The organism is Halolamina salifodinae (genome assembly GCF_017874235.1).
Taxonomy (GTDB): Archaea; Halobacteriota; Halobacteria; order Halobacteriales; family Haloferacaceae; genus Halolamina; species Halolamina salifodinae.
The window spans coordinates 111,532-125,614 of the sequence record NZ_JAGGLC010000007.1; the positions used below are offsets into that span (position 1 = coordinate 111,532).

The window sequence follows — 14,083 nt, forward strand, 5'->3', positions numbered from 1 at the left end:
GGCTACGACCTGTGACTGGGGGCCAATAAGCGGTCTGAGAACCCCGTTTCGTAAAGTACTCTGACACGAGACTATTTTCGGGCCGAGCGACCACGGGGAAGTATGGGTGAAACGTCGTCGGTCGACGTGTTCGAACTGCTCGGGCAGGAGACCCGGGTCGAGATCTTGCGTGCGCTGCTGGCCGCCCGGCGGGACGGGCCGGACCCGTTCCTCTCGTTCACCGAACTCAAAGACGCCGCCGGCGTCAGGGACACGGGTCGGTTCAACTATCACCTGAACCAACTCCTCGGCACCCTCGTCGTCGACACCGAGGACGGATACCGGCTCTCGTCGTTCGGCTTCCGGTTGTTCGCCCGGCTGTCTGCGGGGCTCTCGGACCCGGACCCCGACATCGAGCCGGTGCCGCTCCCTGGACACTGCCCGGAGTGTGACGCGGAGTTGGCGGCGGCAGCCGGGGGGAACCAGTTCCAACTGGTCTGTGGCGAGGGACACACGCTCAACGAGGGGCTCCTCGGCAGCCCGCGGGCCGTCGCCAACCGCTCGCCCGAGGCCGCGGCGGAGACGCTCGCACTCGTCAACACGCAGGCGACCGAACTCGGGGTCTCGGGAGTCTGTCCCTCCTGCCACGGCCGGACCGAAGGCGGCATCGAACACGTCGAGGGGTACGGCTACCGCTACCGCGCGCCGTGCTCGGACTGTGGGAACCAGTTCGCGACGACTGTCGGCGACTGCGTCGCGACCCACCCGGAGGTGGTCTCCTTCCTGGCCGAGCGCGGTATCGACGCTCGCCGGGAGGCGACGTGGACGCTCCCGTTCCGGTTGCCCGATACCGAGACTGTCGTCTCCGAGGACCCGCTGCGGCTTCGGGTGACGGTGGGTGCGGAGTTCGAGGAGTCACTCGATCTGGTACTCGACCGAACCGGTTCGGTCGTCGACGGCGACTTGGCCTGATCGGGGGGCTGGAACGCCGCCACCGACCACAGTCCCTATACCCGCTCCCCCGGCACGTACGGACATGAACGGGACCTTTCGCGACGGCGTCGTCCACCTCTCGGGCAACGCCAGACAGCAGTTCTACGACTCGGGGGGGTACGGCCGCCCGGTGGGCGGGAGCGACCTCGAACTCGCGCCGGTAGAGGCCGCTCACCTGCTCTACCGCGGCGACCTCGATACCGTCGTCGATGAGACAGGCGACCCGGACCGAGCAGGCGGGTCGGACGCGGGGGCGTCGATGGGGTTCCGGGAGTTCCTGACCCGGACCGACGCGGTGCTCTCCTTCGTGGTGTACAAGGACCTCCGTGACCGCGGCTTCTACCTCTCGCCGGCCCGGGATGGCTGGACCGACGACAGCGTCGACGACGAGACGGACTTCGTCGTCTACCCGCGTGGAAAGGGCCCCGCGGACGACGAAATCGAACATCGGCTCCGGGTCGTCGGCGAGCGCTCGCCGCTGCCGGTCGAGAGCATCGACGGTCACGTGCTCGCCGTCGTCGATGAGGACGGCGAACTCACCTACTTCGGTACCGACTGGCTCTCGCCGTCGGGGAGCGCCGACCCGCCGCTACCGGACGATCTGGACGCGACGCTGATGGACGACCGCCTGCTGGTCTGGGACCCGCCCGAATCGCTGTACGAGGGCGGCTTCTTCGGCCAGCGGCTGGCGGGCCGGAACGCCGACTCGGGGCCGCTCCAGCTATCGCTGCTCGAGGCGGCGTATCTCGCAGAGCGGGGCTGTCTCGATATCGACGCCGAGTCGGTGTCGGCCCACGCCGAAACCGTCGAAGGTGAGCGGTTCGACCGCCGCTATGCCGCCTACGCCGCCCTGCGGGAGGCCGGTGCAGTTCCCAAATCCGGCTTCAAGTTCGGCGCGGACTTCCGGGTGTACGAGGCGTTCGAGGGGCTTTCGGATCTGGGGCACTCGGACAAACTGGTTCGGGTGGTCGAACCGGACCACGAGTTCCTGCCCCGGGAGCTATCCCTGGACGTGCGGCTGGCCGGCGGGGTTCGCAAGCGAATGGTTTTTGCGCTGACCGGGCCGACCGATGCAATAGATTGGCTCAGCGTCGAGCGAATCACGCCGTAACGATGACTGAGGATACACCCACACCGAAGACCGACGGGGGCACCGATAGCGTAGCAAGCGACGACGTTGCCCTCGACCCCTGGGGCTCCTCGACCATCGAGGATTACCGCAAACTGTTCGAGCAGTTCGGCATCGAGGAGTTCGACGCTGCGGCGGTGCCGGATCCGCACTACCTGATGCGCCGGGGCGCCATCTTCGGCCACCGGGAGTACGGCCGGGTGGTCGAGGCGATGGTCAACGACGAGCCGTTCGCGGCGCTCTCGGGGTTCATGCCGACGGGCGACCCCCACATCGGCCACAAGCTGGTGTTCGACGAACTCATCTGGCACCAGCAGCAGGGCGGCGAGGTGTACGGCCTGATCGCCGACATGGAGGCCCACTCCGCGCGGGGGATGTCGTGGGACGAGATCGACGAGCACGCCCGGAGCTACCTGCTCTCGCTGATCGCGCTGGGGTTCGACGTCGAGGACGGCGAACTCTACCGCCAGTCCGACAACCGCACCCTGCAGGATCTGGCGTTCGAGATCGGCTCGACGACGAACTTCTCGGAGTTCGAGGCCATCTACGGCTTCGGCGGCGAGACGAACGTCAGCCACATGCAGTCGGTCGTCACGCAGTTGGCGGACATCCTCTACCCCCAACTCGACGAGCCGATGCCGACGGTGATCCCGGTCGGGCCGGATCAGGACCCGCACGTCCGGTTCGCCCGCGACGCCGCCGCCCGGATGCGCTACTTCAAGGTGACCGAGGCGTTCGCCTCCTTCGAACTCGACGACGAGGAGCGCGAACTGTTCAGTGCGCTGTACGACACGATGACGGCGGACGACGGCGTCGATACTGACGACCTGCGGTGTGAGGACGCCGCGGAGTATCTTTCCGAGCGTGAGTTCGCCGCGGCGGGCGTCGACGCCGACCCCGCCACCCACGAGTCACTGATCGAGAAGCTCGAAAACGGCGGGAAGGAGCCGATCCGGCCACGGGTCCGCTTCCTCGACCGCAACGCCAACGCGGCGGCGTTCGACGCGCTGATCGAGGAGATCCCGGGCGAGAAGCGGCGCTACGAGGCCCACATCGACAGCTTCGACCTCGACCGCGAGGCGGCTGGCGAGATCGCGCGGGAGGTCGAGATCGCACACGACGGCTACGGCTTCGAGCGGCCGTCGTCGATCTACCACCGCTTCATGACCGGGCTGACCGGCGGGAAGATGTCCTCCTCGGTCCCGGCGTCGCACATCTCGCTGCTCGACGACCCGGAGGACGGCTACGACAAGGTAAAATCCGCCGCGACGGGCGGCCGCGCGACCGCGGAGGAGCAGCGTGAACTCGGCGGCCAACCCGACGAGTGTCCGGTGTACGAGCTGTACGCCTACCTGCTCACGGAGGCCGACGACGAGTTCGCGGCCCGGGTGTACGAGGAGTGTGCTGAGGGTGAACGGCTCTGTGGTGGCTGTAAGGAGCAGGCCGCAGAGCTGATGCAGGAGTTCCTCGCGGAGCATCAGGAGAAACGCGAGGAGGCAAAGGAGGTGCTGGCGGGCGTCGATATCGACCTGGACAGCGACCGGCGCGGGCTCGGCGGGCAGGAAGGCGAAGACGCGGTTTAGGGCTGATACGCTCCGGTTTCCGCTTTCTTTGGATCTTGATGAGGTGACGGTCTTGACGCGAACGGCAACAGCGCCACCAATAGGACCGCGGAGTTCCCATGGCCACTTGTGACCGCGCCGGCCCGAACCGCGACCACAGCCTCCCCAGCCGATTCGCTCCCTCCGGCAGAGCAAGCTCTGCCGTGCTCTCGTTCGCTTCACTCCTCCCCGCCAGCGGAATCTTCGATTCCGCCCTGCTCGCGGGATCCTCACGGTCGTTCGCGTCCGTCGACGCGAACGCTTCGCGCCACCGCCGGCTGCTGAGCGGTGGGCGCCTCGCGGGCGTCAACGAGAGCCGCAGGCTCTCGTCTGCCAACCAGAAATCTCCGATTTCTGGTGACCGGGCCTCGTGCCCGGCGCCCTGCGGTCGCAAGTAGTCAAGCATCGAGATGCTGTTGCCGTCGCCGCTCGCAGTTGTCCAGCACCGATTCCAAACGACACTCACTCACCCGTTCTCAGCCCGTTCGCGGAAGTTTTTTGCGCGCTCGGGGAATCCACTCACGTATGGCGCCCGACACCGCCGCCCGCACGAATCGCGCTGCAGCCGACGGCCGCGGGGTCGGGTTCTTCTTCGCCTAAGTCGGTCGGCGGAGTCCGGCGCGGTGCGGCCCGGGCGAAACCGACCGAGCGGGCAGTACCACACCCGGAGCGACGACGCCGGGGCGACTAACTGCGAACTACACACCACATATGCGACTCCCGGAACGACAGGTCGCGGCCCTCGAAGCCGCGAGCGCGACCGATGCACAGCCGATCCCCGACCTCGCCGCCGAGGCGGGGATCGACGAGGCGGCGGCCACCACCGCCGTCTTCGAACTGGAAGCGGACGGACTCGTCGAGGTCGAAAGCGAGACCGAGGGATCTGTCTCGCTCACCGACGAGGCCCACGAATATCTCGAGGACGGCCTGCCCGAGGTGCGGTTCTACCGCGCGGCCGTGGAGGCGGGCGCCGCCGCCGAGCCAGTATCGATGGGCCAGATTATCGGCGCCGCGGGACTCGAAGGCCCGCAGGTCGACATCGCGCTCTCGAACTTCGCTCGAAAGGGGTACGGCCAGATCGAGAGCGGCGAAGTCTCGGCCAACCCGGACGCTGACCCCGATTCGGACCCCGAGGCTGCGGCACTCGAAACGCTCGCGGCGGGGGAGACCGTCGACGACGGCGACATCCTCGAGCGACTCGACGAGCGCGGGCTGATCGAGCGCGAGGAACACACCGTGCGCTCGGTGCTGCTGACCGACGACGGCGTCGACGCGCTGATGGCCGGCGTCGAAGCCGCGGAGACCGCCGACCGACTCACCCCCGAGATGCTGACCTCCGGGGAGTGGGACGACGTGGAGTTCACCGACTACAACGTCGAAGCCGACGCGACTGAGGCCGGCGCGGGCAAGGTCCACGTGCTCCGGCAGGCTGGCGAGCGCGTGAAGGACGTGCTCGTCGGGATGGGCTTTCAGGAAATGGACGGCCCCCACGCCGACGCCGACTTCTGGATCAACGACGCGCTGTTCATGCCCCAGGACCACCCCGCACGGACCCACTGGGACCGCTTTGCGCTGGACGTTGATCCCGTCGGGGACCTGCCGGAGGACCTCGTGCGAGCGGTCGAGAACGCCCACCGCGAGGGTGTCGGCTCGGACGGCGACGGCTATCACTCGCCGTGGAGCGAGGACTTCGCCCGGGAAGTCGCGCTGCGGGGGCACACGACGTCGCTCTCGATGCGGTATCTCGCCGGGGCGGCTGAGGCACTCTCCGACGGTGACGGGCAACCGTCGGAGGGGGGCGACCTCGAACCGCCGCAGCGCTACTTCTCCGTGGAGAAGGCCTACCGCAACGACACCATCGACTCCACGCACCTGCTGGAGTTCTTCCAGATCGAGGGCTGGGTGATGGCCGAGGACCTCTCGGTGCGGGACCTGATGGGGACCTTCGAGGAGTTCTACGCCCAGTTCGGGATCACGGACGTGCAGTTCAAACCCCACTACAACCCCTACACGGAGCCGAGCTTCGAGCTGTTCGGCCGGCACCCCGAGACCGACGAACTGATCGAGATTGGCAACTCGGGTATCTTCCGCGAGGAGGTGCTCTCGCCGCTGGGCGTCGAGTGTGACGTGATGGCCTGGGGGCTCGCGCTCGAACGGCTGGCGATGCTGTACACCGGCGCCGAAGACATCCGCGACCTGCACGGAACGCTCGCGGATCTTGAGTTCCTACGGAACGCAGAGGTGATCTACTGATGCCCGTCGTCGATATCGACACTGACGAACTGCGCCGACTGACCGGCCACGACGAAAAGGACGACGACCAACTGAAGGAGGACCTGTTCGGCCTCGGACTGGAGTTCGAGGGCGAGACCGAGGAGGGCGACCTGCAGTTCGAGTTCGCGCCGGACCGCCTCGACCGGCTCTCCGTCGAGGGCGTCGCGCGCTCGCTGCGCTACCACTACGGCGACGACCGCGGCGTCGACGTCCCCGACACGAACGATTCGGACTGGACGATTCAGGTCGATTCGTCCGTGCCCGACGAGCGCCCGTACGTCGCGGGCGCGGTCGTGCGCGGCGTCGATCTGGACGAGGACGCGCTGGACTCGCTGATCCAGCTCCAGGAGAAGCTCCACGCGACGATGGGGCGCAAGCGCGCGAAGGGCGCCATCGGAATCCACGACCTCACGATGCTGAAAGCCGAGCGCATCGAGCAGCGCGAGATCGGCGAGGAGAACGACCTCGAAAAGCCCGAGGACCTCACGCCCGTCGGCGGCGACGATACGGGCCCGACCGACGTGAGTGGCCCGACGATCACCTACCGCGGGATCGATCCCGAGGGTGACGAGTTCGTCCCGCTGGACGCCGACAAGGGGATGACACCTGCCGAGGTGCTCACCGACCACCCGACCGGCGAGGAGTACGCCGACATCGTGCGCGAGTACGAGCGCTACCCCGCCATCTACGACGAACTGGGGCTGTTCTCGTTCCCGCCGGTGATCAACGGCCAGCGGACAGAGGTGACCACCGAGTCCCGGGAGCTACTGGTCGAACTCACCGGCACCGACCAGTGGACCATCGACCGGATGCTGGCGATCATCTGCTACGCGCTCGACGCGCGCGGTGCGACTCTCGAGAACGTCGACGTGGTGTACGCCGACGACGCCGCCGGCGAGCACGCCGGCGACCACCTCGTCAGGCCCGAACTCGACACGCGCGAGAAGACCGTTTCCCACGACCGGATCGAGACGACGCTCGGCATCGATCTGGAGATGGAGGAAGTCATCGACCTGTTCGAGCGATCCGGCCTCGATGCGACCGCGAATCTGGGCGAAACAGCCGAGTACGAGGTCGAAATTCCGCCCTATCGGACCGACGTGCTCCACCCCGCGGACCTCGTCGACGACGTGGGTCGGGCGTACGGCTTCGACGAACTCGAACCCGAATACCCCGACATCGGCACCATCGGCGGCCGTCACGAGCGGAGTCGACTGGAGCGTGCGACCCGGAGCGCGCTCGTGGGGCTGGGGTTCGAGGACCTGCTGAACTTCCACCTCAGTTCGCCCGCGGAGAACTACTGGCGGATGACGGAGTATCTGGGGAAGGACGTCTCCTCGGCGCTTTCCTCGGAGGATCTCTCCCCCGACGAGCGGGAGTTCCTGAACGACGAGGGGCTCGCGTTCGAGGAGGTGCTCGACGACGAGCAACTCCGCGACGTCGTCACCGACCAGTACGGGGACGTGGTTGGGTTCGGCGCCCCGGTTCGAGTCACCAGCGCCTACAGCGAGGACTACACGCAACTCCGGACGTGGGCGCTGCCCTCCATCATGCACGTACTGGAGAACAACACCCACCGGCGCTACCCGCAGGAACTCGCGGAAGTGGGCTTCGTCGCGGAGCAGGACGACGAGGAGAACACCCACGTCGCCGAGCACCGCACCGTCGCGGCCGCGATTGCGCGCACGGACGCGACCTACGAGGACATCAAGGGCAAACTGCAGGCGCTCGTCGCCGAGTTCGACGTCGACCTCGAAACGCCCGCCACCGAACACCCGAGCTTCATCGACGGGCGCGCGGCCGAGGTCGTCATCGACGGCGAATCCGTGGGCGTGATCGGCGAAATCCACCCGCGCGTGCTGGTCGAGCGGGATCTGGAGGTGCCGGTCGCGGCCTTCGAGTTCCGGCTGGACGCGCTGGCCGAGTAGCGACCGGACGAGTCTTTTTGAGGGATCGGGAGTCAGTTCGGGGTAGGTCGGGTCCCCGGCCACGCCACCATGACGAGCAATCTCGACGAATTCGTGACTGCGAACGCCCCGGCGGAGGGGCGTGAGCGCTTCGAATTGGAGAACAGCAAACTGCTCGACGTCGACGTCGCCGACGGCCTGCTCGCGAAAGTCGGCTCGATGGTCGCCTACGAGGGCGACGTGAGCTTCACCGGCGTCTCCTCGGCAGAGGGCGGCCTTACCGGCTTCCTCAAGGAGAAAGCCACCAGCGAGGGGACGCCCGTGATGAAGATCGAAGGCGAGGGAAGCGTCTATCTCGCCGATCAGGAAAAGCGTATCCAGCTGCTCGAACTCGGCGCCGACGAGGGTATCTCGGTCAACGGCAACGACGTGTTGGCGTTCGAGGAGCGCGTCGACTACGAGATCGGCACCATCGGCAGCCTCGGCGGCGCGTCGGCGGCCGGGCTGACGAACGTCTTCCTCTCCGGGCCGGGCGTCGTCGCCGTCACGACCCACGGCGACCCGCTGGTGCTCGAACCGCCGGTCAGCACCGACCCCAACGCCACCGTGGCGTGGAGCAGCGACCTCAGCCCCAGCATCGGGGCCAACCGCAGCCTCGGGGACATGGTCGGCCAGTCCTCCGACGAGCGCTACCAGATGCAGTTCGACGGCAACTCCGGGTTCGTCGTCGTCCAGCCCTACGAGGAGGCGCCGGGACAGGGCTGAGGCCCCTGCCGCGGGCACCCACAGGACCGAGTTCTTTAACAGGCGCTCACGGGAACGTTCACCCAACATGCCCAGTGGCCCGTACGACGCCGACGCCGTCGAGGAGAAGTGGCAGCAGCGGTGGCTCGACGAGGACACCTACGCCTATCAGGAGAGCGAGGTGGACGACCCGGACACCGCGTTCGCCATCGACACACCCCCGCCGACGGTTTCGGGGAACCTCCACTGGGGCCACGTCTACGGCACCATCCTGCAGGACATCGTCGCCCGCTTCACCCGGATGCAGGGCGAGGAGGTGTTCTACCCGTTCGGTTACGACGACAACGGCATCGCCTCCGAGCGCCTGACCGAGAGCGAACTCGACATCCGGCATCAGGAGTTCACGCGCCGCGAGTTCCAGCAGAAATGTCGCGAGGTCTGTGCCCAGTACGAGGACGAGTTCACCGAGAACCTGCAGTCATTTGGCTTCTCCATCGACTGGGACAACACCTACCGGACCATCGAACCCCGCGTCCAGCGCACCTCTCAGCTCTCCTTCATCGACCTCTACGAGCAGGGCAAGGAGTACCGCAAGCGCGCGCCGGCGATCTGGTGTCCGGAGTGTGAGACCGCCATCTCGCAGGTCGAAACCGAGGACGACGAGCAGCACAGTCACTTCCACGACATCGAGTTCGGCGTCGTCGACAGCGAGGGACAACGTCCCTCGGGCAGCCGGTCGGAGACCGGCGACAGCGAGGCTGCCGGGCAGGAAGAGTTCACCATCTCCACGACGCGGCCGGAACTGCTCCCGGCGTGTGTCGCCGTGTTCGTCCACCCGGACGACGAGGCGAACCAGAACCTCGTGGGCGAGGCGGCCCGCGTCCCGCTGTTCGACCACGAGGTGCCGATCATCGCCGACGAGCGCGTCGACATGGAGACCGGCTCCGGGCTGGTGATGTGCTGTACGTTCGGCGACCAGACCGACATCGAGTGGTACCAGGCCCACGATCTGGACCTGCGAGTCGCCATCGACGAGTCGGGCCACCTCACCGACGTCGCCGGCGAGTACGAGGGGATGTCTTCGGACGACGCCCGGGAGGCCATCGTCTCGGACCTCGAGGACGACGGCGCGCTGCTGGATCGCTGGGAGATCACTCACACCGTCAACGTCCACGAGCGCTGTGGCACGGGCGTCGAGTTCCTCGTCGCCGACCAGTGGTACGTCGAAATGCTCGACAGTACTGACGAGTATCTCGAGGCCGGCCGCGAGATGGACTGGTACCCCGAGAAGATGTTCTCGCGGTACAAACACTGGATCGAGGGGCTCCAGTGGGACTGGTGTATCTCCCGGCAGCGCTCCTCGGGGATCCCGTTCCCGGTGTGGTACTGCGAGGACTGTGACGAGGCGGTCATGGCCGACAAAGCCGACCTGCCGGTCGACCCGCTCTCGGACGACCCGCCCGTCGACGCCTGCCCGGAGTGTGGGGGCGAGGAGTTCGTCCCCGAGGACGACGTGTTCGACACGTGGGCGACCTCCAGCCTGACGCCGCTGATCAACGCCGGCTGGGACTGGGACGACGAGCAGGGGGAGTTCACGATGGAGAACCCCGAACTGTTCCCGATGGACGTGCGCCCGCAGGGCCACGACATCATCAGCTTCTGGCTGTTCCACACCGTCGTGAAGTGCTACGAGCACACCGGCGAGGTGCCGTTCGACTCGGTGATGATCAACGGGATGGTGCTCGACGAGGACCGGAAGAAGATGTCCAAATCCGTCGGCAACGTCGTCTCCCCGGAGACGGTCCGCGAGGAGTTCCCCGTCGACGCCGCGCGGTTCTGGGCGGCGGGGAGTTCCATCGGCGACGACCTGCCGTATCAGGAGAAGGGGCTGCGCGCGGGCGAAAAGCTCCTCCAGAAGCTCTGGAACGCCTCGAAACTGGTCGACTCGCTGACCCCGGAGACGGCGCCGGACGTCGACGAGGCCGACCTGTCGGCGCTGGATCGCTGGCTGCTCGCCGAACTCGACGGCGAGGCCGCGTTCGTCCGGGAGAAACTGGAGAACCGGGAGTTCTCGAAGGCCCGGGACAGCCTCCGGAGCTTCTTCTGGGGGACGTTCTGTGACGACTACCTAGAAATCGCCAAGGAACGGGTCCGGGAGGACGACGACGAGTCCGCCAAGTACACGCTGACGGTGGCCCACGAGCGCTTCCTGAAGCTGTTCGCGCCCGTGCTCTCACACATCTCCGAGGAGATCTGGCAGGAAATGTACGCGGAGAGCGAGGCGCCACGCGCCTCGGAGGCGAGCGGCGAAGCCGCGAGCAGCGAGTTCCAGAGCATCCACCGGACTGCGTGGCCCGAGCCGACGGGCATCGACGCCGACCACGACGCCGGCGAGACGGCGATGGCCGTCGTCGGCGCGCTCCGGCGCTACAAGAGCGAACGGCAGCTCCCCCTGAACACCGAACTCGACACCGTCTCGGTGTACGGCAACGTCGACGGGTTCGAGCGCGACATCCGGAACGTGATGCACGTCGAGACGCTGGAGACACTCGAGGCGGAGCCCGAGATCGAGTCGGTCGTCACCGGCATCGACCTGGACTACTCGGTCGTCGGGCCGGAGTACGGCGCCGACGTGCCCGACATCGAGGACGGCATCGAGAACGGCGAGTACGAGATAAGCGACGACGGCGAGACGCTCTCGGTGGCGGGCCACGAGCTATCGACTGCGGAGTTCACCGTCGAACGCGAGCGCCGGTACACGGGCGAGGGCGAGATGCTGGAAGCCGACGGCGCGCTCGTGATCGTCCAGCAGTAAGGAGTCGCGAAAAACGGCGGGCGGCTTTTTCTACAGGTCGGCGCCGACGGCCTCCGAGACGTTCTCGAAGCCGTCGAGGTCCAGCAGATCTAGTAGTCCCTCGTTGATCTCGCGGGCCAGCGACGGCCCCTCGTAGACGAGGGCGGTGTAGAGTTGGACCACGCTCGCGCCCGCACGGATCTTCCGGTAGGCACCTTCGGCGTCGCTGACGCCGCCGACGCCGACGACGGGGACGTCGGTGCGCTCGGCGACGAACCGCACGAGGCCGGTGGCGCGCTCCTCGATGGGGTCACCAGAGAGGCCGCCTGGCTCGGCCTGGCTGGGCGACTGGAGGCTCCCGGGGCGCTCGGTGGTGGTGTTGGTGACGACGACGCCGTCGAGGCCGTTCTCGTCGACGACATCGAGGGACTCCTCGATGGCCGGGCCAGGGAGGTCCGGCGAGAGCTTCACGAGGAGGGGCGCGGCGCCGGCGTCCTGGAGTTCGTCGACGATGGCCTCCAGCGCGTCGCGGTTCTGGAGCGAGCGCAGGCCGGGCGTGTTGGGGCTGGAGACGTTGATGACGAAGTAGTCGCCCGCGTCCGCGACGGCGTTGTACGTGTAGCGGTAATCTTCGGGCGCATCTTCGAGGGGTGTGGATTTGGACTTCCCGAGGTTGATGCCCACGGGCACGTGCGGGAGGTCGGTGCGGTCGAGGCGCGCGCCGACGGCGTCGGCGCCCTCGTTGTTGAATCCCATCCGGTTGATCAGCGCGCGGTCGGGCCGGAGACGGAACATGCGCGGGCGCGGGTTGCCCGACTGGGCCTCCGCGGTGACGCCGCCGACTTCGACGTGGCCGAAGCCCAGTGCCGCGAGCGCGCGGGGGATGCGGGCGTTCTTGTCGAACCCGGCGGCGACGCCGACGGGTGTGGGGAAGCGCAGGCCGAACGCCTCGGTGGCGAGACGGTCGTCGTCGACGGCGTAGCGCTCCCGGAGGAGATCTTCGACAGGCGTACCTTGGACGGCTTCGAGGCCGCGGCTCACGAGCGTGTGAGCGGTCTCCGGCGGGAGTGCGAACAGAAGCGGTTTGCTGGCGTCGTAGAGGTGCATCTGGTCCTCAGAAGTCGTGTTCGACGTCGTCGGCGTCAGCCGACTGGATGATGATCTTCCCGTCGCGGACGCGCACGAACACCTCGTCGCCGATCTCCATGCCGGCGACCTCGAGTTCGTCCTCGTGAAGGTTCACGTGGACGTTGTGGTACTCGCCGTTCTCGTCTTTGGCCCCGCTCGGGCTGAGCTTCTTCTTGCGGACCATCTGGTCTATCTACTCCCGTTTGGCCGCAGACGCTACTAAAGTGTTGTCTCCGCCTGGTGCGCGCCCGAGGCTCCGTCGGGTGAATTCGCGGTTATTTCCGGAACTTTTGGGAAGAACTCAATTGGGAGTATATAAACGACTCGGCCACAGGGGTCGTTTGCCCCGATATTTTTATAATACACCCTGTGCACCAGTCGCATGGAGAGAAATCATGGTACGAGAAGACGGTAAGCGGAACTTCGCGCTTCGAGAAGAGAGCGGTGAGGAGAGTGTGTTCTCGGGCAACACTCCCCGGCAGGCAGCGCTGAAGGCTGCCCGCCGACTTGAGCCGGCCGACTCCGAGGATGGAGCGGATCGGGTGCCGCTCGAACTCCGCGAGAAAGGTACCGACAAGGTCCACATCTACGAGGGCTGGGCGTGGGAGGAAGAGGCCCCGGAGAACAAGCCCGACTGGATGCCGGAGGTCATCACCGAGGCCAACGTCTCCAAAGAGGGTATCGAGCACCTCGACGAGTAGGTAACGGCGTCGATGGGGCTCCGACCGCTCCGACAGGCGTATTACGACCCGCGTCGGACCGATCCGACGCGCGGTACCATGCGGTCCAACCGTGCGTGCGAGCCCGGAATGACCGGCCGCCCTCCTGCCGCACAGTACTCGAACTTGTGAGCGACAGCGCTGCCCCCCTTCGTGTGAACGCCCCGCGTGAAACCGCATGACGTGGCGCCGATGGTTCGACGGGGTTAAGTAGTCGCCACCCATCGAATGAAATGCGAAGGTCGCCGGGGCGGTCGCCCCCGGTGACACCCGGACTCGCTCAGTGCGAGTCCGGAAGCGTTCCGACGCCCTTAAGTGAATACGGGTGTTCGGATGTAATACGCAGAGGGGAGCGGGGTTCACACCGAGGTCGGCTCGGGTTCCCGCTTCCCGCGACGGATGAGGATGTCGCCCCCGTGGTCCGCCACAGGACGGCATCTGATGCGAGCCTTGGTAGTTCGGTGTCCCCCGGTGCGGCCGGCGGTCACCGAACGGAAACCGATACATTAGACCATGAACGGTGAGATCGACGCGATCCACCCGCCACCCACGTGCATTAGCACGTAACATTCCGGTTGATCCTGCCGGAGGTCATTGCTATCGGGGTTCGATTTAGCCATGCTAGTCGCGCGAGTTTAGACTCGCGGCGTATAGCTCAGTAACACGTGGCCAAACTACCCTACAGACGAGAACAACCTCGGGAAACTGAGGCTAACACTCGATACGCGTTGGCTGTTTGAAGACGCCGACGCTCAAACGCTCCGGCGCTGTAGGATGTGGCTGCGGCCGATTAGGTAGATGGTGGGGTAACGGCC

The 14,083-nt window shown here is 66.7% G+C and carries 9 protein-coding genes, 1 rRNA gene and 2 pseudogenes; 10 read left to right on the forward strand and 2 right to left on the reverse strand.

Features of this window, described 5'->3' with window-relative positions:
- The first annotated feature begins 102 nt into the window (after positions 1–102).
- The 8 genes and pseudogenes from J2753_RS14255 (at position 103) to J2753_RS14285 (ending at position 11,442) form a co-directional block, all read left to right on the forward strand.
- Positions 103–951, forward strand: coding sequence for a DUF7351 domain-containing protein (locus J2753_RS14255; RefSeq protein ID WP_209492733.1), 849 nt, complete (start codon positions 103–105; stop codon positions 949–951).
- A 64-nt stretch (positions 952–1,015) separates the two neighbouring features.
- Positions 1,016–2,083: a tRNA-intron lyase gene (gene endA / locus J2753_RS14260; protein WP_209492734.1), complete on the forward strand. Its 1,068-nt coding sequence runs from the start codon at positions 1,016–1,018 to the stop codon at positions 2,081–2,083.
- Between the two features lie 2 nt (positions 2,084–2,085).
- The gene (locus tag J2753_RS14265; protein ID WP_209492735.1) at positions 2,086–3,684 is read left to right on the forward strand and encodes a tryptophan--tRNA ligase; all 1,599 of its coding nucleotides are present in this window, start codon (positions 2,086–2,088) and stop codon (positions 3,682–3,684) included.
- Between the two features lie 729 nt (positions 3,685–4,413).
- Positions 4,414–5,955, forward strand: a complete 1,542-nt coding sequence (gene pheS, locus J2753_RS14270) for a phenylalanine--tRNA ligase subunit alpha (protein ID WP_209492736.1) — start codon at positions 4,414–4,416, stop codon at positions 5,953–5,955.
- A pseudogene (locus J2753_RS14770) lies at positions 5,955–6,399 on the forward strand (phenylalanine--tRNA ligase subunit beta); the annotation flags it as partial. The gene pheS and the pseudogene J2753_RS14770, both read left to right, overlap by 1 nt.
- A gap of 113 nt (positions 6,400–6,512) precedes the next feature.
- Positions 6,513–7,904 (forward strand): annotated as a pseudogene (locus J2753_RS14275) (phenylalanine--tRNA ligase subunit beta); the annotation flags it as partial.
- A 69-nt stretch (positions 7,905–7,973) separates the two neighbouring features.
- Complete coding sequence (locus J2753_RS14280) at positions 7,974–8,648, forward strand: AIM24 family protein (protein ID WP_209492738.1); 675 nt, start codon at positions 7,974–7,976, stop codon at positions 8,646–8,648.
- Positions 8,649–8,715: 67 nt separating this feature from the next.
- Positions 8,716–11,442 (forward strand): valine--tRNA ligase, encoded by a 2,727-nt coding sequence (locus J2753_RS14285; RefSeq protein ID WP_209492739.1) that lies wholly within the window; start codon positions 8,716–8,718, stop codon positions 11,440–11,442.
- Positions 11,443–11,472: 30 nt separating this feature from the next.
- On the opposite strand, the gene J2753_RS14290 is transcribed toward J2753_RS14285, so the two are convergent.
- Entirely contained in the window at positions 11,473–12,528 is a 1,056-nt protein-coding gene (locus J2753_RS14290) for a quinone-dependent dihydroorotate dehydrogenase (protein ID WP_209492740.1), read from the reverse strand.
- A 7-nt stretch (positions 12,529–12,535) separates the two neighbouring features.
- Positions 12,536–12,733, reverse strand: coding sequence for a hypothetical protein (locus J2753_RS14295; protein ID WP_209492741.1), 198 nt, complete (start codon positions 12,731–12,733; stop codon positions 12,536–12,538).
- A 211-nt stretch (positions 12,734–12,944) separates the two neighbouring features.
- Here J2753_RS14295 and J2753_RS14300 point away from each other — a divergent pair, with 211 nt between their 5' ends.
- Together J2753_RS14300 and J2753_RS14305 are read left to right on the forward strand one after the other, a co-directional pair.
- Positions 12,945–13,250 (forward strand): non-histone chromosomal MC1 family protein, encoded by a 306-nt coding sequence (locus tag J2753_RS14300; protein ID WP_209492742.1) that lies wholly within the window; start codon positions 12,945–12,947, stop codon positions 13,248–13,250.
- Between the two features lie 586 nt (positions 13,251–13,836).
- Positions 13,837–14,083 (forward strand): 16S ribosomal RNA (locus tag J2753_RS14305); the annotation flags it as partial.

What these genes read in the sequence shown, in the direction of transcription:
- J2753_RS14255 (WP_209492733.1), top strand. Translation starts at nt 103, where the DNA reads ATGGGTGAAACGTCGTCGGTCGACGTGTTCGAACTGCTCGGGCAGGAG.
- endA (WP_209492734.1), top strand. Translation starts at nt 1,016, where the DNA reads ATGAACGGGACCTTTCGCGACGGCGTCGTCCACCTCTCGGGCAACGCC.
- J2753_RS14265 (WP_209492735.1), top strand. Translation starts at nt 2,086, where the DNA reads ATGACTGAGGATACACCCACACCGAAGACCGACGGGGGCACCGATAGC.
- pheS (WP_209492736.1), top strand. Translation starts at nt 4,414, where the DNA reads ATGCGACTCCCGGAACGACAGGTCGCGGCCCTCGAAGCCGCGAGCGCG.
- J2753_RS14280 (WP_209492738.1), top strand. Translation starts at nt 7,974, where the DNA reads ATGACGAGCAATCTCGACGAATTCGTGACTGCGAACGCCCCGGCGGAG.
- J2753_RS14285 (WP_209492739.1), top strand. Translation starts at nt 8,716, where the DNA reads ATGCCCAGTGGCCCGTACGACGCCGACGCCGTCGAGGAGAAGTGGCAG.
- J2753_RS14290 (WP_209492740.1), bottom strand. Translation starts at nt 12,528, where the DNA reads ATGCACCTCTACGACGCCAGCAAACCGCTTCTGTTCGCACTCCCGCCG.
- J2753_RS14295 (WP_209492741.1), bottom strand. Translation starts at nt 12,733, where the DNA reads ATGGTCCGCAAGAAGAAGCTCAGCCCGAGCGGGGCCAAAGACGAGAAC.
- J2753_RS14300 (WP_209492742.1), top strand. Translation starts at nt 12,945, where the DNA reads ATGGTACGAGAAGACGGTAAGCGGAACTTCGCGCTTCGAGAAGAGAGC.